21 protein-coding genes are annotated in these 18,011 nt (G+C 38.6%); 6 read left to right on the top strand and 15 right to left on the bottom strand.

What is annotated here, in order from left to right; all coding sequences use genetic code 11:
* Window positions 1–588 precede the first annotated feature (588 nt).
* From QZU77_RS07750 to QZU77_RS07735, 4 genes are all read right to left on the bottom strand, one after another.
* On the bottom strand, window positions 589–1,626 hold the full coding sequence (locus tag QZU77_RS07750) for a TIGR01177 family methyltransferase (protein WP_295602738.1): 1,038 nt from the start codon (window positions 1,624–1,626) through the stop codon (window positions 589–591).
* A 6-nt stretch (window positions 1,627–1,632) separates the two neighbouring features.
* Entirely contained in the window at window positions 1,633–2,826 is a 1,194-nt protein-coding gene (locus tag QZU77_RS07745) for an NAD(P)/FAD-dependent oxidoreductase (RefSeq protein WP_295602735.1), read from the bottom strand.
* A 9-nt stretch (window positions 2,827–2,835) separates the two neighbouring features.
* Entirely contained in the window at window positions 2,836–3,816 is a 981-nt protein-coding gene (locus tag QZU77_RS07740) for a PH domain-containing protein (RefSeq protein ID WP_295602731.1), read from the bottom strand.
* Window positions 3,817–3,951: 135 nt separating this feature from the next.
* Complete coding sequence (locus QZU77_RS07735) at window positions 3,952–5,145, bottom strand: proteasome-activating nucleotidase (protein ID WP_394350525.1); 1,194 nt, start codon at window positions 5,143–5,145, stop codon at window positions 3,952–3,954.
* A 267-nt stretch (window positions 5,146–5,412) separates the two neighbouring features.
* Between QZU77_RS07735 and QZU77_RS07730 the strand changes: the two genes are divergently transcribed.
* A complete protein-coding gene (locus tag QZU77_RS07730) occupies window positions 5,413–5,913 on the top strand; it encodes a multiprotein bridging factor aMBF1 (RefSeq protein WP_295602724.1) in 501 nt (166 codons plus the stop codon).
* On the opposite strand, the gene QZU77_RS07725 is transcribed toward QZU77_RS07730, so the two are convergent.
* From QZU77_RS07725 to QZU77_RS07675, 11 genes are all read right to left on the bottom strand, one after another.
* Window positions 5,914–6,345 (bottom strand): DUF356 domain-containing protein, encoded by a 432-nt coding sequence (locus QZU77_RS07725; RefSeq protein WP_295602722.1) that lies wholly within the window; start codon window positions 6,343–6,345, stop codon window positions 5,914–5,916.
* 32 nt (window positions 6,346–6,377) lie between these two features.
* Complete coding sequence (locus tag QZU77_RS07720) at window positions 6,378–7,592, bottom strand: hypothetical protein (protein ID WP_295602740.1); 1,215 nt, start codon at window positions 7,590–7,592, stop codon at window positions 6,378–6,380.
* 47 nt (window positions 7,593–7,639) lie between these two features.
* Complete coding sequence (locus QZU77_RS07715; protein ID WP_295602720.1) at window positions 7,640–8,089, bottom strand: hypothetical protein; 450 nt, start codon at window positions 8,087–8,089, stop codon at window positions 7,640–7,642.
* An 86-nt stretch (window positions 8,090–8,175) separates the two neighbouring features.
* A complete protein-coding gene (locus QZU77_RS07710; protein WP_295602713.1) occupies window positions 8,176–10,029 on the bottom strand; it encodes a Mur ligase family protein in 1,854 nt (617 codons plus the stop codon).
* Between the two features lie 28 nt (window positions 10,030–10,057).
* Complete coding sequence (locus QZU77_RS07705; RefSeq protein ID WP_295602693.1) at window positions 10,058–11,128, bottom strand: glycosyltransferase family 4 protein; 1,071 nt, start codon at window positions 11,126–11,128, stop codon at window positions 10,058–10,060.
* Window positions 11,129–11,207: 79 nt separating this feature from the next.
* Window positions 11,208–12,302, bottom strand: a complete 1,095-nt coding sequence (locus QZU77_RS07700) for an acetyl-CoA carboxylase biotin carboxylase subunit family protein (RefSeq protein WP_295602687.1) — start codon at window positions 12,300–12,302, stop codon at window positions 11,208–11,210.
* Window positions 12,299–12,781 carry a hydrogenase maturation peptidase HycI gene (gene hycI / locus QZU77_RS07695; protein WP_295602685.1) on the bottom strand — a complete coding sequence of 161 codons (483 nt, stop codon included), beginning with the start codon at window positions 12,779–12,781 and terminating at the stop codon, window positions 12,299–12,301. The genes QZU77_RS07700 and hycI overlap by 4 nt, the downstream gene beginning before the upstream one ends.
* An 11-nt stretch (window positions 12,782–12,792) precedes the next feature.
* Entirely contained in the window at window positions 12,793–13,563 is a 771-nt protein-coding gene (locus QZU77_RS07690) for a methyltransferase domain-containing protein (protein ID WP_295602683.1), read from the bottom strand.
* 26 nt (window positions 13,564–13,589) lie between these two features.
* Complete coding sequence (nikR, locus tag QZU77_RS07685; protein WP_295602681.1) at window positions 13,590–14,039, bottom strand: nickel-responsive transcriptional regulator NikR; 450 nt, start codon at window positions 14,037–14,039, stop codon at window positions 13,590–13,592.
* A 117-nt stretch (window positions 14,040–14,156) separates the two neighbouring features.
* Window positions 14,157–14,624, bottom strand: a complete 468-nt coding sequence (locus tag QZU77_RS07680; RefSeq protein ID WP_295602676.1) for a hypothetical protein — start codon at window positions 14,622–14,624, stop codon at window positions 14,157–14,159.
* A gap of 60 nt (window positions 14,625–14,684) precedes the next feature.
* On the bottom strand, window positions 14,685–15,329 hold the full coding sequence (locus QZU77_RS07675) for a hypothetical protein (RefSeq protein ID WP_295602670.1): 645 nt from the start codon (window positions 15,327–15,329) through the stop codon (window positions 14,685–14,687).
* Between the two features lie 73 nt (window positions 15,330–15,402).
* On the opposite strand from QZU77_RS07675, the gene QZU77_RS07670 reads away from it, so the two are divergent.
* The 5 genes from QZU77_RS07670 to QZU77_RS07650 all read left to right on the top strand — a co-directional run.
* Window positions 15,403–15,954, top strand: coding sequence for a DUF2115 domain-containing protein (locus tag QZU77_RS07670; protein ID WP_295602668.1), 552 nt, complete (start codon window positions 15,403–15,405; stop codon window positions 15,952–15,954).
* 11 nt (window positions 15,955–15,965) lie between these two features.
* Complete coding sequence (locus QZU77_RS07665; protein WP_295602666.1) at window positions 15,966–16,493, top strand: TIGR00730 family Rossman fold protein; 528 nt, start codon at window positions 15,966–15,968, stop codon at window positions 16,491–16,493.
* A gap of 18 nt (window positions 16,494–16,511) precedes the next feature.
* Window positions 16,512–17,153 (top strand): hypothetical protein, encoded by a 642-nt coding sequence (locus QZU77_RS07660; RefSeq protein WP_295602662.1) that lies wholly within the window; start codon window positions 16,512–16,514, stop codon window positions 17,151–17,153.
* A 170-nt stretch (window positions 17,154–17,323) separates the two neighbouring features.
* Complete coding sequence (locus QZU77_RS07655) at window positions 17,324–17,716, top strand: hypothetical protein (RefSeq protein WP_295602655.1); 393 nt, start codon at window positions 17,324–17,326, stop codon at window positions 17,714–17,716.
* Window positions 17,706–18,011, top strand: a 306-nt coding sequence (locus QZU77_RS07650; protein WP_295602653.1) for a hypothetical protein, incomplete at its 3' end; no start/stop codon positions are given. The genes QZU77_RS07655 and QZU77_RS07650, both read left to right, overlap by 11 nt.

Below are 18,011 nucleotides of genomic sequence, written 5' to 3'. Positions count from 1 at the left end.
CTCGTTCGACTTGCATGGCTTAATCGAATCCCAATAGCAGTAACATCTGCCAGGATCAAACAGAATTGAATCACATAACAGACATAATAAGTATAAAGTATTATGAAGTACGCTAAAATATAGACGAGTATTACACTAAACTAGTTTGTAACTAATTCACCACATACTACAAAACCAACATCATACTTGAGAAAATTCAAGTACTCACTAATGTATAGCTACATGCGGAAAAGCAACCATCATAGTAAAAATTGTTCCATACAATGTTACTTAGGTCATCGCCATAAAACACATAGCACATCTGATAGGCAGACAAATTTTATTAACAAAGTCAATTAAAAAACATTGCAAAAAATTTTAAAATATTTAATAAATTTCTAATAGCGCCCTATAAAATCAGATGACACTTTTTAAAATGTATTTTTAAAAAAATAGAATTTAATTAAAAAATCAAAATAACTTTTTGGAAAATTGAAAAAAATTGATCTGAAAAAAAATGATTGTGAAAATTATAAAATTAAAAGGAGTCCATAAGAATTGGACCCACCACACCTAAAAAAAATAACAACTAGTATATAAATGTATCCTTTAATCTAACTTTTTACGTATAACAGAGATGATTCTGGTTAAACTTCTATGCATTTTAATGCCATATTGCTCCACAATTTCGAAGCCAACATCATCAACCATCGGCTTTAAGTCAACATAATGTGGAGAGGCCATGCACAGGTAAGCATCATCCTTCATATTATCATATATTGCATGGAAGAACTCATTGAAAATTTCCTCTCCATCAACATCACCTGTGGATGTGGAGATTCCGTAAGGAGGGTCTGTAACGACACTGGAAACTTTTTCATACATTTTGAGTTCGCGAACATCCAAATGAAATGTCCTGTAATCGGTTATACCATAATACTCCAGGTTGATTGCCGTACCGTTTTTCATTTTCCAGTAAACATCCGAGCCAACCACCTTGCAGCCTATCAAACCTGCCTCGATCAATATTCCGCCGGTACCGCAGAAGGGATCAAGCAGCAATTCCCCTGCCTTTATCCTTGACAGGTTAACCATGCATCTTGCAAGTTTAGGATTCATTGACCCAGGGTAGAAGAATGGTCTTTTATGAGGCTTGCTGTCCTCAAAATGCTTTTTATCCAATTTGATTCTTTCAATGCCCACATATAAATCATTCTCATGTGCAACTACACGCACCAATGTTTTCGGTTTAGACAGGTTTACCTTGATGCCATTAGAATTATCAAGAATCAATGTGCCCAATTTTCGCTCATATCCTACAGTGTCTATTTCTGAGCGGATCCTTTTGACGCGCACTGCAAAGCTCTCAACTATGTATTGTGACCAATCAAATGTTGAAACATCCCCCTCCAGATTCTCGACTGTGGTTTCCAATAGGAATTCATGCACCTCATGAGTGTATCCCAGTCTTCTTGTCAGTGTCTGATAATAATCCATCAGGTTTTCCTGTGAAATTTCTCTTAGGATAACTATTCCTTCAGTTATGTGGTCTATTTCAGCATCAATGTTTTCACATTCCATCACCGCTTTCAGTTCGGCCAGCGGCAGTTCGGGATGTTCCTGTGATTGTATACATAATAATTCCATCAATATTCACCTAAATCCAAATATGTTAATTATCTTCTTGAAAAGAAATGTCGGCATTATTTTAAATATTAAACCTCTTTTAATAAATTCTTTTACCAATGTTGACTGCTTGTCCATGTCACCATATTCCGAGATTATCCTTTCGCAATCATTCTGGCGAAGCTTCATGAAGAAGTAGTCGAGGTCCTCATCCGAAAGCAGGCCTAATGTCCTTTGAACCTTGAACTGGTAGCTGAATTCCTTGTGGTATTTCTTGTGGAATTCCTTTTGATAATCCCTTAGCAGGTTGATGTCATCGTTTTCAACAGCATTTGCAACATGCCTGCTTGCCATCTCGCATGCGTCAAATCCAATAAGCAGCCCACCGCCGGATGTTGGCTTGACCTGTCCTGCCGCATCACCGATCAGAACCGCATGGCCCTTGACAAGAAGGTTTTTTTCATTGAATATTGGTATGAATCCCTTATACTTTTCAATTATTTCATATTCGAAATTTTGATTTAAAAAATCGTTCAGCATATCGTTTTGCTGCTTGTGAGTGTGATTTGAGAACAGTCCCACTCGGAATTGATTGTTGCCTAACGGTATGACCCATAAAAAGCCCGGCAGGATGTCATTTGTAAGGTATGTGTCGACATATTCATCAATGGAGGCTATTGAATCTCTGAATGATTGAATGTTTTCATCGCTTATCTCCACCAGCATTTGGGATGCGTTGAAGTTGGATTGGGTGTTGCCCATCTTTTGGGACAGCCCTGAGTTGTATCCCTCGCATCCTATGATGACTTTTGAGTTGATTTGTGTGCCGTGTGAAAGATAGGTGATTCCATTTTCGATATCGTAATCGATGGCCTTTTCATTTATGAATTTCACGCCGTTTTCAATGGCTCTTTTGAACAGGTGCTCGTCATATGCAATCCTGTCAATTATATATGCCGCGTTTTCCTGCTTTTCAACTTTTAAGATATGATTTTGAGTGTGGAGAAACGCGCCTTTTACAGTGTTTAAAATCAGATTGTCGGGCAGTTCATTATAGTCAAATATATGTTTGCTTAGGATTCCTGCGCATTGCAATGGGTATCCGATCTGATTTTTCTTATCGACCAGGGTGACATCAAGATTTTTTTGACTTAAATAGTATGCAATCGTGGAGCCTACTGGTCCTGAGCCTATTATTACAACTTCACTGTCCAAACTCATATGAATACCTTATCTTTTAAACTTGTCAAAATGTCTTTGAATGGCATCGTCTGATGAATCATCTATATCTTGCGCATCATTTCTGTCGAATTGATCGACACCATCATTATAATAAAGTTCAGTGCCATTATCCTGATAGTAATCCTCATTAGTGTATGAATGCTCATTCATATCTTGGCGATAATGGCTTTCCTCATAAGGGCTGCTTGGGGCATTGTTGAACCCGTTATTGTAAGGCTCGTACTCATAGGTATGGCGCCTCTGGTTGATGCTACCCAAATCCTCAGGGTAATACTCATAATCCCTTCTTGGAGGATAATTGCTTTCATGGGTTATCGGAGTGATAGGCTCATACTCGTCATAATAATCATTCCTGCCAAGATAATCATCATTCTGCGGTTGGAAGCCCCTGTCAAAACTATTTGGTTGATGATGAGGAATGTTTTGGGGAGGGGTCTGGAAATTATTGTGACCAACCATTCTTGAAAAGATAATCTCCTCCACCTCTGACGGATTGGAGATGTTTTTCAGCACCATTTGATTGTTGTCGTAGGCGCTGAATACTGAAACGGACCCGACATTAAATAACCTTGCCAGAAAACTTTGGGAAGTGTTGATGTCCTGAATTGTCGCATAGGGCATGTAATTCTTCTTTGTTGACAATACTCCTGACTGGATGATTATTTTGGAGTCGGTCAATGCGTACTCAATGGAATACCATCCGACAAGCTGCCATATTATATAGACTACATCAATAAGAATGATGACAAAAAAAGCGATTGCAGTGTATCTTGTCAAAGCGAGATTGATATGTGAAACCAAGTAAACCTGCATCTTGCCTACAAACTGGATGGCAATTGGTGAGACAAACAATATCACTGCCAATAAAACAATGCCGAAAATAGCCTTTTTGCAACCTAAAAGCATATTTGGCTTGGTTTTGTAAATGACCCTATCTCTAGGATTTTCATCATTTTTATTGAATAACATAATTATACTATTAGAATTTACTTTTAAATAAAGTTTTACAAAAAAAGATTGAAAAAATAAGCCTCAGCTCGCCCATCATTCATCACGTATCAGAGCTCATAGGGTTCATCATTGGCTTATTTTTACTTATGAAATTTATCCGAACATTACTCCTGCTTCGGACTTGAACAATTCGTCTTCCTTGGATTTGCTCATTACCTTCTCGATGGCATCCATGAAGTCTGACACCATGATCTTATCACGTTTGTCACGAATTGCAAACATACCTGCTTCAGTACATACCGCCTTGAGGTCTGCACCTGACAGTTCATCTGTGAGCTCAGCAAGCAGGTCTATGTCAGCCTCTTCATCAAGGGACATGTTCTTGGTGTGGATTTTGAGAATTTCACGTCTTCCGTCAATGTTTGGAAGAGGAACTTCTATGAATCTGTCAAAACGGCCCGGACGCAATAGCGCAGGGTCAAGGATATCAGGCCTGTTGGTTGCACCGATGATACCGATGTCTCCTCTTGACTCGAATCCATCAAGTTCTGCGAGCAATTGCATCAATGTCCTTTGAACCTCACGGTCCCCGCTGGTTGAGCTTTTAAGCCTTTTGGCAGCGACTGCATCCAATTCGTCTATGAATATGATTGCCGGTGCTTTTTCTTTAGCGAGCTCGAACACTTCACGAACTAATCTTGCACCTTCACCTATGTATTTCTTAACGAATTCTGAAGCCACGATTTTGATGAATGTGGCGTTGGTTTCGTTTGCAACAGCCTTTGCAAGCAGGGTCTTACCGGTTCCAGGAGGTCCGTATAACAGTATTCCTTTAGGAGGTTCGATACCTACCTTCTCGAATAGTTCAGGTTCGGTCAATGGAAGCTCTACGGTTTCCTTGACTTCTATGATTTGCTCTTCTAAACCACCGATTTTATCATAGGTAATGTCCGGCTTGGTTTCGATTTCCATTCCTGAAACGTTTGCGTCTTTTTCTGACGGCAAGACTTCAACAATACCGAATGTCTGTTGGTTTAGGGCCACTCTTGAACCTGGCACCAATAATTTTTCATCTAAGAATTTTGAGTAATTGACGAGGAAACTAGGTCCGGTGCTACTTTTCACGGTCATTCTGTGATCATCTAAAACTTCAGTGATTGTAGCGATTACTAGAGGTGGAGATCTGAATCTATCCACTTCAGAACGTAAAGATTTAGCTTCTCTTTCCAGTCTGATTTTTTCATTTTCTATTAATACTTTATCCTTTTCCAATTTCCTAACTTTCCACATTAAGTTACTTTTAGCTTTGGACTTTTCTTCTCTGAGTGAGTCAATCTCTTCTTGCATCAATTCTACTTTTTCGATTAACTGCTCTTTTGAAGAATTTTCCAAATCATTAAAATCATCCATGTGAATCATCTCCAGTTAGTTTAATGTAATTTTCTTTCATTAGAATGATATTACATTTCATGATAAATTTTTTACAACATGTTACTTTAATAACAATTAGTAACTTTAAAGTATTTAAAGGTATTCATTTTAATCCATACTAACAATTATTAAATAATACTATAAATATATATTTAATTAAAAAAAATAGGAGACCTGATTAACATGGAATGTGAAATTTGTGGTAAACCAGTACCAGAAAACAATCCAATAAGAGCTAAAATTGAAGGATCAGTGATGGTCGTATGCAAGGAGTGCTCAAAACTAGGAACAATACAAAAGGCACCACCTAAACCAAAATATGTAAAGCAAAACAATAAATCAAAAAGACCAGCTGCAACCAGAAGCAGGAACAGGAACTATTCCAGAAACGATGAACCTTCAGAAGAGCTAATTGAAGATTTCAGCTTTGAAGTGAGAAAAGCAAGAGAAGCGAAAGACTGGTCTCGTGAAGAGTTAGGAAAAAGAATAAATGAAAGAGTGTCCGTAATTTCCAGAATAGAAACCGGAAAAATGACTCCTGACACTAAGCTTACAAAGAAACTGGAAAAAGCGTTAAACATTAAGCTGCTTGAAAAAGTAGACAACATTGACCTGAATCAATTCATAAGCAGTTCATCAGGCGAACGTACACTGGGCAACGTAATGAAAATTAAGAGGAAATAGCTATTTGACATAGCTATTTAACTTATCATTTTTAATATGCCTTTCTTTTTTGTTAATCTTATAATCAATCATCCCATCATTGACAGCCTTATTGGAATGATATCCCTTGAATTCCGGAGCTTTGTTTAAAACATACTCCAATTTAGAATAAGCACCGTATTCATCACTGACAACCACAACATGTGCTGGAGGATGAATCTTTTTTATTTGCATGATACTTAATGTAGTATCTTCCTTTACGAAAAATGCTGTAGCGACATTGGACTTGGTCCTTAGCTTTGAATTTAAAATGCCTTCAACCAATGAGTCAGCAAAAGCCGCATCAACGATTTTAGGCTTGGAACTTAAATTCAAATTGCCATGACGTTCCATATCTGCAATTGCGTTAAGTAATTTTGAATTGTTTTCCCCTCTAATTAGAATTAATGCCATAATAATCACAAAAAAATAAAAATAGATGATTATCATCTATTTTGGAAAGATTTTAACAGTCTGCTTCTAAATACAACTAAGAGAATCAGGATAATGCCTACTGCAGTCTGTATACTGCCCAGTATGTTCAGGATATTTCCGTCAATAGGCAAGTCCCATGCAGGGGATGACCTGTCTCCCGGAAGCGCATTGTAGTATACTCCAACAGCCTTTGAACCCTGTTTTACGTTAAGGTCCTTAGGCTCAACATGATCAACTCCCATTAAAAGACCATTATTAATACCTCTGTTTATTGAGCCTGCAATGGCAGATGCATCGTATCCGTACTTGGCAACTGATGCCTCAACGATTTCTGCAGTGGTTGAAGACACACCCGGCTTATCAGTACCGTAAACTGATACACTTACCGCATTTGAACTGACGGTCAGTGCTGAACCCAATGCCTCATATGCATATACGACCCTGATTTCTCCTCCGCAGACCGGACACCTGTCATATGCTTCGGCGGCAGGGTAACCCATAGCCCATCCGCAGTCGTCACAGACCTTGGAGTATTCAGAATCCATCGCGTAACCCGTTACGTTCATGTCCTTAGGTGTGAACATGTCGTCAGTGGATATTCCTGATATCAGGTTTACACCACCACCCCCGTATTTCTCACCGGAGTCACGGGCAACTTCACCCATTGCTTCTGAAAGAATTGTTGTAGCGGAATAACCATCCCTAATCATTTTTCCAATGTTCATTGCAGTTTCCTTTCTTACGGTATCTGCTGTACCGTATAATGGGTTTCCTGCAGTGTTCCTCAAGTGAATAATGGCTCCTTTTTGACCTGGCTGCAAGGTTGCCACACCACTGCTGTATGGAGTTACCTTAATTTCATTGCTTGCATCATCAACGGTTATGACATAAGCGTTGAATGATCCTCCGATTGCCGCTCCAATATTTGGACCTCCGACCAATAGACGAGCTCCCTTATACTGGGATGCAAGGGCTGCTGCTGAAGCTGCTGATGCATTGTTCTCCAAGCTTGCTACCGCATCGACAATTGATTCCAACCTTGTATCTGAACTACCGGTACCCCCTGAGAGCACGGCAAAATGATTGTTTTTTGACATTAAAAATGTGGATTGGAACATGTTTTCTGCAAAGGACATACTTCCTGCAGCTGCACCATTCGGATCGTTACCGCTCGGGTCGGTAATGATCATGATGTTACAGGTAGCGGCCACGCTGCTCATGGTCATTAAGAATATGATTAATGATATGATTAAAATATGAAACTTCCTCACTTTTATCCACTCGCTCCGTTATTTGTTTTATTCTCGAATTCAACAGATGAAAAGTCTTCGATAACTGTTACTGTAACAACGCCAGTATTCTTATCTACTTGAACATCCGCAGCAGTTATAGGTTGTACGGATGTACCGGGCACTGTTGACCGTGTTGCAAATTCCTGCGCCGTCTGTATCGCATCCTGCAGCGAAACTTCTCTTTTAGAAGTCTTTAGGACATCATCATATATTATACTTCCATCCCTGAAACCTGCTTGCATCACATTTCCCCTGATGGTATCTACCGGAACAATATCGTTTCCTTTAATGATTACTCCTGAAATCGGAACACCATCCATTACATCATCAGAAGAGGCGAAAGCGACATATGTGATTAAACGACCGCAAAGAATTAAAATAAACGCCAATAATAAAATTATTAATGTGTCTCTCCTAATCTTTATAAACATGTTTATTTCCTCTTAGCCTCAATATCCATTCGTGAGAATAGAATTTATACATTTATTATATTAAATTGATATGATATTTAAATTTATTATATGACATCATTCAAAAGTGACTCTGCAGGATCCATTCCCTGAGCCCCTATCAATAAAATGACATCATTTTCACCGGCTTTACTGCATATATCACCTAAACAGTCTTTAAGGTTATCAAAATGAACATATGCAATGCCGTTCTCGTTTAAGGTATTGAAAAATACCTCGCGCTCATCATCCTCAACAAAATTCAAATCATTAACGACATCATTGCTTGAAGACAAATACAACTCCATATCATCAGTCATTGACTCAACCAACGCATCAACATTAAGTTGATTGATTTCAACACCTCTAGAACCCCTGATTGCACATGCAACATAAAGCTTCTGGTTTTCAGGAAGCATTTTAAGGGTTTCTGAAATTGTCGCCTTGATTCCGTCAGGATTATGGGCGAAATCATCAATGATTAGGGGTTTGTCATTTAACTTTGCAAAGCGCCTGTTCAATGCCTTGTATGATTTAACTCCATCAACAATCTTATCCATTTCGATATCCAATGATATGCATGCTCCAATGGCTGATAAAATGTTTTGTATGAAATGACTGCCCTTGAATGGCAATTCATCGATTGATAGGATTGGATTGTTGTCATAGATTATGTTTTCCCCATCAAAATAAACGGAATTTCCCCCATCCAGTGGAGACATTGAAGTGTAGAATGGATTTTCAGCATCCATTTTCATGACCCATTCATCATCATGGTTCAAAACTGTCACGCCATCGCCAATGGCTTCTGGAACCGCTTTTATTTCATCATAAACATCCTCTATTGAGTTAACAAGGCCAATATGGTCCATTGCAATATTTGTTATCACACCGACTTTCGGCTTGATTGCTCCGCTCATCAATGCGGCATGGTTTTTCATTAGCTTGTCCAACCATCCTTGAACCTCAGACACTTCAATGACCAGATAATCAAGGTTTCCATTCTCTATCACTTCATCGGATATCAATTTGGAAACCATCGGGTCAATCAGGGTGTTGAATTCTGATTCGCTGTCCGTGTTTGTAAGCACATGATAACCGGCATTGTTGAGTATATGATATATTAGATGTGAGGTTGTGGATTTCCCGTTTGTTCCTGTAATGACGATGTTTGTTGAGTCGGGAGAATACTTCTTAATGGTATGCTTTAATGCATAGGCGTTTGCAAGCTCAATCTTGTCTGTAACGATCAGCGGGAAATTCAGTCTTTCTGCGGCTTCAATGGCTCCGTCTTTAGGATTTTGTGTTATGAGGCAGGCAATATTCTTGTTGAATGCCATCTGTATGCCTGTTCCATTAATCCAGTGCCTGATTACAATGTCGCCTGTATGGGCATCATTCAGGAATGTGAATTTTCCTGTAAAACCGTCTATTGAGAAAAAATCATTGTTGCCCAATAGCTTTCCTTCCACTTTCCTTGTCAGGCGTTGAATGTCGCCTATTCTTTTATTTTCTGCCTTGTTTATTACAGGCTTATCCTCATCATCATCCTTATTTAAAAATGGTATTCTTTCCCCAACCTGCCTGATTAAACCGGGAGAGCTCTTTGATTTTTCGCTCTCTTCAAGTTTTGACACGTACTCCCTTGCGATTTCCATATTGTCTATTACAATCAATGGGAAATTCAATCTTTCAGCCTCTTCGATAGCCCCATCTATTGGATTGGGGGTGATGAGGCAGGCAATGTTTTTAGTGAATGCCATTTCAACTCCCGTGGAGTCTATGGTTTCCCTTATTACAATGTCTCCCGTGTGTGCATCGTGAAGGAAAGTCATTTTTCCTGTAAATCCGTCAAGCGAGAAAAAATCATCGTTACCGTAAAGTTTTCCATTTATAGAATTAGTTAAATCGTTAATATCCATCGTTATCACCAAAAAAAGAAAGGATTAATTAGAATACATACATTTTAGCGAGTATTCCAATTATGCATAGTAATGCGGTAGACCCCCAGTAGGTTAATACAATCTTGATTTCTGACATGCCATAATGATTTAAAGTGTGATGTAGGGGTTCTACTGGTAATTTAATAACATGTGCCCTGTGAAGCAGACTGACAACAACTGATATGATTGGCACTCCCAATGCAAGGACTCCGAAGTATGGAATGTCACATACCAGTACGGCAGCGGCGTATCCTGTACCCAATACGAATGATCCTGTATCTCCCATGAAGATTGATGCGGGATATTTGTTGAATACTAAAAATCCTAGGCACAATCCGGACAATATTAAAAACGGCGGGATTACTGTTGCCTGTCCGAAGAGATATCCGTAGGCGCAGCATGCTATTGATGCGATTCCTACAATTCCTGCTGCAAGACCATCCATTCCATCAATAAGATTCACTGCATTGATACATCCGAGAATTGCTATTACTACAACTGGAATAGCCAATAGGCCGAGTGTAAATCCTCCTAATGTTGTGACTACACCGGTCAAACCCAAGAATATTCCCAATACTATTTGACAGATTATCTTTTCAAGTTCTTCAGGTTCGGTTTTAATCGGCACTTCACCCACTACTTCCACTTTACCTTCCTTAAGCAAATCATCCACTTCTGCTTTTGCTTTTGGAGTAGCTACACGAACTTCCTCTTGAGGTTCAACGTCAAGTCTTCCAAGTGTAATCACTTCATTGGAAATGTTTACAACTATCTTTTGAATTTCCTTAACCTTCAATCCTATCAGGTCATCAACCATACCGACGATTCCGCCTGCAAGCATGATGAAGGACACCATAAGGATTGGTGTATTCTGATAGTATAATGCTATGATTAGGGAAATTGTGAATAAGAATGCAATGCCTCCCATTGTCGGGGTTCCACTCTTATGCCTATGTTCACTAACTATCGGATTGTCTGCAATCCTTGCCTTTAGCAATATTCTCCTAACATACCATGTGAAGAATATTGAAGCACATAATGTTATTAAAAAAAGAATTAACAATTCTGTATTATTCATTATTACCACACAATAAATCTTTTAGATTACTAAAATATCTATTTGTAATACTATATAATTATAACTTATAATACAGATTTCATACTAATTTATCAATCAATTTTTCCAAATCACCTTTTGATTTCGCCCTTGCAGTGACTCTTTGATAACCTTGAGGACCGTGAACGACAAAGTCATTATCCTCAAAGGATTTCACAGGATCATTGGGGGATGGGCCCTCATAGTTTCCTATTGGGATTTCAGTTGAATAGTGATACTGGAGCTTGTCGTAAATGTTTGAAAGTGAAAACTCACCGATTGCCATGTTGACCAGCTCGCATAATGAGTTGACGCCGCATGTTGCTGTGGTGAGGTATCTTGTGCCGTTCGGCCTGGTGTTGACCTCAATTGCATACAACTGGTCCCTTTCGGGACTGTACATGAAATCCATTTCGAAGATTCCGTCTGAATCCAGGTTTCTAGCCACCTTGTAGGCAGTGTGCTGAACCAGAATGTTATCCAATCCATTGACCATGCAGGGTCCTGTCTTGGTCTTGTTCAATGGGTGTGTTCCTTCAAGGGTTGTTTCACCCTTATAGATTGGCGGCAGGGCAACATATTCCCCGTTGAATCCCAAAACCTCAATTGAGATTTCAGATCCTTCGATGAATTCCTCACATAATGCCTGGTCAAACTCCTTGAAGTATTCCTCCACATCCTCAATTGACCTTGCAACCTTGATGTCCTTTCCGCCTTGGCCTTCACCTTGCTTCAACACGACAGGCAGGTCCATCTTCAGCTCTTCAGGACCGTTTAATATCTGATAATCAGGAGTCACAACCCCTATTTCATTATAAAATCCCTTGGTTTTGATCTTGTTGGAAGTCAATTCAACCGCTCGAACGCCCGCTGCAATGACTGGAATGCCGTATTCGGCCTCCACTTCCTCTTTCATATGGGCAACGTCTATCAATGGAGGGTCTATGCCTATCAGCGGCACGATTGCATCAACTTTTTGCATCAATGCCACCTGTTTTGGACCGTCCATTCCACGAGGCACGATGAACACTTGATTAGGCAGGTCCAGGTTGATTGCTTCCTCATTGGATTCTGTCAAGACACTTTCTATGCCCTTGCTTTTCACATACCAGTCTATGTCGTCATATAATCTTGAGCCTATAAACAGTAGTTTCATAATATTAATTCCTTTAGAGTTTTTATAAATTCATCAGCGGCCTTTTCAACCTTCGGCGTTGGCTTTTCTCCCCAGTCCATTGATTCGGGTTCGATGCCTACAAATGTTATCTTGAAGTCAGTGTCTTTTTCAAGGTACTTTACAAAGAATGATAGGGACATTGAGTGGGTTGAAATGCCTATGCTTGCAAAATCGTATCTGTCGACTATCTGCATGTCCCCTGGGTTTGAATTCATGAGGCATGCGTCTATGATTATCAAGTGGGTTGGCTTTTCCTTTCTGATTTTGCCTGTGAAGTTTTCAGGCACCGTTTGGCCATCTATCAAAATCAGTTTTTTATTTTCGATGTTTTCGAATTGGAGTTTCTTTATGATGAATGGGCCTATGCCGTCATCGCTTTTAAGTTCATTACCAACTCCCAACACTATCAGTTTTTCACAATCTTTAAGAAAATCACTTAACTGAGATTTTAAGGACATGTTTTTCCACCTTATATGTATTTTGCTTGGATACTTTCTATCCCATTTCCCATTATATATTTTAGTTCAACCTCTATAAAGTCATTTACCTTTACCTGCCTTTCATCCAGTGGTATCAGCAGCGGCGGGTTAAGCATTGGTAGCGGTCCGGCGATGATGTTGTCGTTGAGTTTGGTGTATGTTGTTATCTTCAATCCATTCAACAATCCGCCTTTTATTGCTTTTAGCTTTAAATGGGTTTTGAAATCGGGATTTATATCATCCAAGAAATTCAACTCATCATATACTGCCTGTTCGGATAATGATTCATAATTGATGTTTCCCTCATCCCAGTGAAGGTAATGCCTTTCAAGGCTCACCAATTCCACTGCATTGATCACACCCTGGGGAATGATTTTGCCTCCTTCCTTGAGATAGTTTTTCGCATTGTTCAATGCGGGAATCTGCTCCTCATCGATCAGGGCGGTGTCAAGCATTTCACAAACTATCAAATCCGCCTTTTTGCTGAATTCATGGCTTATGGCATCGGCGTTCATTACGGTCACATTGGGAAATTCCTTCAGATTTTCCTTTGCGCACTCGAATGTTTTGCTGTTTATCTCCAGCGCTATGATTTCATCGAAGCGGTCGACCAAAAAATAGGTCAGCACTCCGCTTCCGCAACCCAAATCATATGCCACACCATTACTTGAATCATACTCCTTAATTGCCTGATAGAAGACTGCTAGTCTGTCAGTGTCCTTCAATAGGTCATTGTGGTATGGAGTGGTTTTGAATTTCATGTTGAAAAAAATAAGAAAAAAAGAGTTTAGTGAGTGTGAGGGTGGTCATGTGAGTGACCAGGTTCACTAAATTCTTCGCCGTTAGCAGTACTTGTTAATTTTACGTGTTCAACACCTTTAAGCCTCATAATTCTTTCGGTCAAATCACGGATTTCAGCAATGTCCCCATTTACAACCACTATTTCCATACAGTATTTGTCGGTCATGTGAATGTGCATGCTTGTGTTGATTTCGTTTCTGAAACTGTGTTGAATTTCTGCAAGGTTTTCCATTACTCCTGTGTAGTGGTGGTCATATATGATTGTGACAATCCCTATTCTTTGTCCTTCCATGGAATTCATCCATTGGTATCTTACGATGTAATCTTGAAGTGCGTCACGAATTCCTTTTGAACGGGACTGATAACCTCTTTCTTTCAATACTTCGTCGAAGTCTGCTAGTAATTTTTTAGGTAATGACATACTTATTCTCATCATTATAAACACATCAAAATTTCTTTTATTATGTAATTTTATGCTATTTTAATTATATAAATATTATGATTAACTTGTAAAATAATATTACTTAACATAATAAAAAAATTGTAAAAAATATTATTCAACCAGCAGGTAATATTCCCCGTCGTCCTTGGTGATTGGTTTTAAAAGGCCTTTGTTTTGAAGGGACAATATAATGTGGTACATCCTGAAATTGCTGATTTCCAAATCCCCATACAGCAAATGACCCTCCAAAGTGTATTTGGAAATGAGGTTCTTATCGTCAACCAATTGCTGAATCAACTTATAGGAATCCTTTTCCTTTTGATTTAATTCAAGCTCTTCCAAATCCTTTTTGGAGTTGACGGTGTTGACTTCCTTTTCGCTTTCAGATAAGATGACCTTATTGTCTTTAAAAATGGCCAAACCTTTACCCTGAAGCTCCTCAAGAATCTGAACCAAATCATACTCATGAAAACCCAAATCCTTCCTTAAAACATTTAAAGGAACGCCTTCGGGATATTCAATAATATATATTTTTATTTGGTCCAAAACAACCTCTTCATTCTTAGTAATAGTTATCATATAATCAGCGAACTCTCAAGATTTATAATAATAATTTAATATTTAATATTACTTAAACATTTAGGATAGCTGCAATTCATTTTCCAATGCCTTTGCTTCCTGACGGTTCTTTTCGGCATTTTCCTCAGGAGTCAAATTGGAAGGCCATGTGAAAAACAACTCAAGGTCATTTACAACCTGGCAGATTGACATGTGAACCAATTCCTTTAACGCTAGGCTTTTCTGAACCCTGTTTAATGAATCAACCTTATAGATCATGTCATGGTCCTTTTTATAAACCTCACGGATTTTGGCTGGGTCCAATTGATTCTGCAAGTCATCCTCGTCATATTCCTCGGTCAATAGCAGGAAGTTTATCAGCTCTTCCTTCTCATCCTCAAAGTCATCGCCCTCATTTTCAATGACCTCATAGAAGTAGCTGCTAACTGACTGGAATACATCGCGTGAAACATTGCCGTTGATGATGTTGTCTATGAACAAGTCAAAAGTTTCTGAAATGTAATACCTGTCGTTTTCCATTTTGGTGTTGAACACCAATTCATTCTCAACATTTGCCACATACTGGATTATTATAATGTCTTTTCCTTTCTCAAAGGATTTAACATCGAATCTGGAATTTTTCAACTTGTAATCGGAATTTACCTTCAATGCATTTTCAACAGCTTCAATGTTTTCTTTTGAAATCTCAATAAAATTTCCATCCATACAATCAACCTACTTAATAATTATATTCTATTGATTATTAAAGTATTTATTCATTGAGACTTATAATAATTTTATGGAAGCTGAAGACATATTAATCGAACTTAAAGAATTGTCATCAAACGATAATGTTTCAAAAGATGAGCTGATGGAAATACTTAAAAGATATGCTCGTATTATCTCAGTTCAGGATTTGATGTTGGCTACAGCACGAATGAGAAAAGACGGAGAGTATGTTCAGAAAAATTATCGTGAAAAATACTTGAAGGTATACATCAAATACTTCATAATGCGCATGAAGGAAGTCAAGGAATTTGACGATTATGATAACGTGAACATTGACAAGGAATCATTCGACACCTCATTTCCAATGCTTGAAAGGACATTCGAAAAGGAAAGGCTGGGCAATGCGGATGACGATAAGTTCCCATTGATATATGTCATTACAGCATTATACACAACATTCATCCTAGAAGAGCCAATCCATCCGGTGGGCAGCGAGTTTCCGGGAAGCATGTTTGTTGAAGAGAGGAATGGCGAATTCTTCTGTCCTGTTAAGGACAATCAAAAGGACAATGTCAATGCGATATGCCACTTGTGCCTAGCCGAGCAAACACCTGACATTTAAGAGATGATACCATGAACATTTGCCTGTACGGATCCGGAAGCCGCAAAACCGATGAAATCTACACTGATGAAGCATACAAATTAGGATGCAGACTCGCTGAAAACAACTATACCCTAGTTTTTGGCGGAGGAGACACTGGAATGATGGGTGCCTGTGCAAGAGGCGTTCATGACATGAACGGCAACTCAATAGGCATTGCACCTGAATGGATTGATGATTTTGAACCATTATGCAGGGAGTGCAGCGAATTCATATACGTTGATTCCATGGATGAGAGAAAACAGAAGTTCTTGGAAAATTCAGATGCATTCATAATCTCCCCCGGCGGAATCGGCACGATGGATGAGTTTTTTGAAATCATCACGCTGCGCAAGCTACATCAGCACGACAAGGAAATCATCGTATTCAACATCAACCATTTTTACGACACCATGCTTAAGATGATTGATGAGATGGGAGAGAAGGGCTTTCTATACAAACAGGAAGAGCTTTTCAAGGTGGCCACAACAATTGATGAGATTTTTAATTACTTGAAATGAACCTATGGAATGGTGAAAATGATTGATAAAACATTGGAAATCGTGAAAAGAATAGAAGACGCCAATAATATTGACATTAAAAAGACAATAGAGAAAGCTGCAACTGCAGGTTATTTGGGCGAAGAGCATTTTTACTGCACTGTTATTGAGGAAGGAGGACTGACCCACACTGTCCCGGAGATACTTGGCGACCCATATAAGTCACAGCCACTTGACAATCTCTATTTTGACATCATATCCAAAGCATTGGATCATGATGGAATTTATATCTCCTTAGGTTACTGCACATCCAATTTATTCATTCCAGATGAGGAATGCGGTGAAATAATTGAATATGATGACTATGATTTGGAAGAGGACGAATATGAGTATATGGTGGAGTATGCTCTAATCACTGCTGATGGCGTTAAAAAATTCAAAGTCTATGCCGAGGAAGGCATTTCAGGCCATGAGCGAACAGAGGATGTTGGTTTGATGATCAACATTTTTGACGGCGACTACAAGGCGTATTTCGCATTAAGGTCAACTGACCAGTGCATGTCAAGTTTCAGGATTCTGCCATTCAGTCTTGATTATCAAAAGGAACACCCATTATCATTGAAAAATCCCATCAATCAAATTTTAATTGGGATGATTGATGAAACAATCGTTTTAAAATAATCATTTACTAAAACACCACTTTTTACCCATTTTCAATTCAACATCAATATTGATTCCATCTCATAATTTGATGAAGTGAAAACAATTTTGTTAAAAGCTTCTTAAATTGCCTTAGACTCATAACGAAAGGTTTTTAAAGGATTTAGAGATAATCTAGACATGGTGATTAGATGGAAGATAAAATATTCAATGTAATCAAAGAGAAAAATGCCAAATCAGCAGGACATTACATGAAGATTTTAGGCATTATTGAGGAAGATGACAGCGTCCAATTCGGAGTTCCTAAAAAAAATCTGGACCTTTTGATTATCCTAAGCAAAATAGGGTTGATTGAAAATGATGCCGAATGCGGAAAGACAATTGACAATTTCCATGACTACCTATACAAGTTGGGAATCAACACCGGCATTGGCCATGGCAAAAAAATGATTATTGATTCAATTAAAGAATATCCCGAATCATTTGAAAGCCTGATGGACATTAATCCTGAAGACATTGTCGATTTTGACATTAAGCCAACATTCATCAATGATTTGAAGGAGAGCATAACCAATGAAAAATAAGATCAACCGCAAAAGTAAAAAATACAAGATTGCTCGTGAAAAACTAAAAGAACTCCTGAATGATGAATCTCAAGTTGAAACCGTTCAAAACATGATCAAAAATAATGAGATTCCCTTTGATATGTTCCATGAGGTTTCACGTGAACTTAGAATGGAGCAGCTTTTCGAGGATTTGAATGTGGACTGGAAAGATTTGATGAATGCCAAAAAGAAAGTCATCAAGCTAGGCCCCAAATCGGAATACCCATTGTTTTCAACATTATACCGTGACCATGATGGCCTATACAAGGTTGAA

The organism is uncultured Methanobrevibacter sp. (assembly GCF_902774605.1).
In the GTDB taxonomy this organism is placed as follows: domain Archaea; phylum Methanobacteriota; class Methanobacteria; order Methanobacteriales; family Methanobacteriaceae; genus Methanocatella.
Note: the sequence above shows the minus strand (reverse complement) of the source record. Positions and strands in the feature narration are given on the sequence as shown.

What these genes read in the sequence shown, in the direction of transcription:
- QZU77_RS07735 (WP_394350525.1), bottom strand. Translation starts at nt 5,145, where the DNA reads ATGCAAGAAGAGATTGACTCACTCAGAGAAGAAAAGTCCAAAGCTAAA.
- QZU77_RS07705 (WP_295602693.1), bottom strand. Translation starts at nt 11,128, where the DNA reads ATGAATAATACAGAATTGTTAATTCTTTTTTTAATAACATTATGTGCT.
- QZU77_RS07675 (WP_295602670.1), bottom strand. Translation starts at nt 15,329, where the DNA reads ATGGATGGAAATTTTATTGAGATTTCAAAAGAAAACATTGAAGCTGTT.
- QZU77_RS07655 (WP_295602655.1), top strand. Translation starts at nt 17,324, where the DNA reads ATGGAAGATAAAATATTCAATGTAATCAAAGAGAAAAATGCCAAATCA.
- QZU77_RS07680 (WP_295602676.1), bottom strand. Translation starts at nt 14,624, where the DNA reads ATGATAACTATTACTAAGAATGAAGAGGTTGTTTTGGACCAAATAAAA.
- QZU77_RS07730 (WP_295602724.1), top strand. Translation starts at nt 5,413, where the DNA reads ATGGAATGTGAAATTTGTGGTAAACCAGTACCAGAAAACAATCCAATA.
- QZU77_RS07725 (WP_295602722.1), bottom strand. Translation starts at nt 6,345, where the DNA reads ATGGCATTAATTCTAATTAGAGGGGAAAACAATTCAAAATTACTTAAC.
- QZU77_RS07745 (WP_295602735.1), bottom strand. Translation starts at nt 2,826, where the DNA reads ATGAGTTTGGACAGTGAAGTTGTAATAATAGGCTCAGGACCAGTAGGC.
- QZU77_RS07720 (WP_295602740.1), bottom strand. Translation starts at nt 7,592, where the DNA reads ATGACCATGAGCAGCGTGGCCGCTACCTGTAACATCATGATCATTACC.
- QZU77_RS07740 (WP_295602731.1), bottom strand. Translation starts at nt 3,816, where the DNA reads ATGTTATTCAATAAAAATGATGAAAATCCTAGAGATAGGGTCATTTAC.
- QZU77_RS07710 (WP_295602713.1), bottom strand. Translation starts at nt 10,029, where the DNA reads ATGGATATTAACGATTTAACTAATTCTATAAATGGAAAACTTTACGGT.
- QZU77_RS07750 (WP_295602738.1), bottom strand. Translation starts at nt 1,626, where the DNA reads ATGGAATTATTATGTATACAATCACAGGAACATCCCGAACTGCCGCTG.
- QZU77_RS07700 (WP_295602687.1), bottom strand. Translation starts at nt 12,302, where the DNA reads ATGAAACTACTGTTTATAGGCTCAAGATTATATGACGACATAGACTGG.
- hycI (WP_295602685.1), bottom strand. Translation starts at nt 12,781, where the DNA reads ATGTCCTTAAAATCTCAGTTAAGTGATTTTCTTAAAGATTGTGAAAAA.
- nikR (WP_295602681.1), bottom strand. Translation starts at nt 14,039, where the DNA reads ATGATGAGAATAAGTATGTCATTACCTAAAAAATTACTAGCAGACTTC.
- QZU77_RS07670 (WP_295602668.1), top strand. Translation starts at nt 15,403, where the DNA reads ATGGAAGCTGAAGACATATTAATCGAACTTAAAGAATTGTCATCAAAC.
- QZU77_RS07715 (WP_295602720.1), bottom strand. Translation starts at nt 8,089, where the DNA reads ATGTTTATAAAGATTAGGAGAGACACATTAATAATTTTATTATTGGCG.
- QZU77_RS07660 (WP_295602662.1), top strand. Translation starts at nt 16,512, where the DNA reads ATGATTGATAAAACATTGGAAATCGTGAAAAGAATAGAAGACGCCAAT.
- QZU77_RS07665 (WP_295602666.1), top strand. Translation starts at nt 15,966, where the DNA reads ATGAACATTTGCCTGTACGGATCCGGAAGCCGCAAAACCGATGAAATC.
- QZU77_RS07690 (WP_295602683.1), bottom strand. Translation starts at nt 13,563, where the DNA reads ATGAAATTCAAAACCACTCCATACCACAATGACCTATTGAAGGACACT.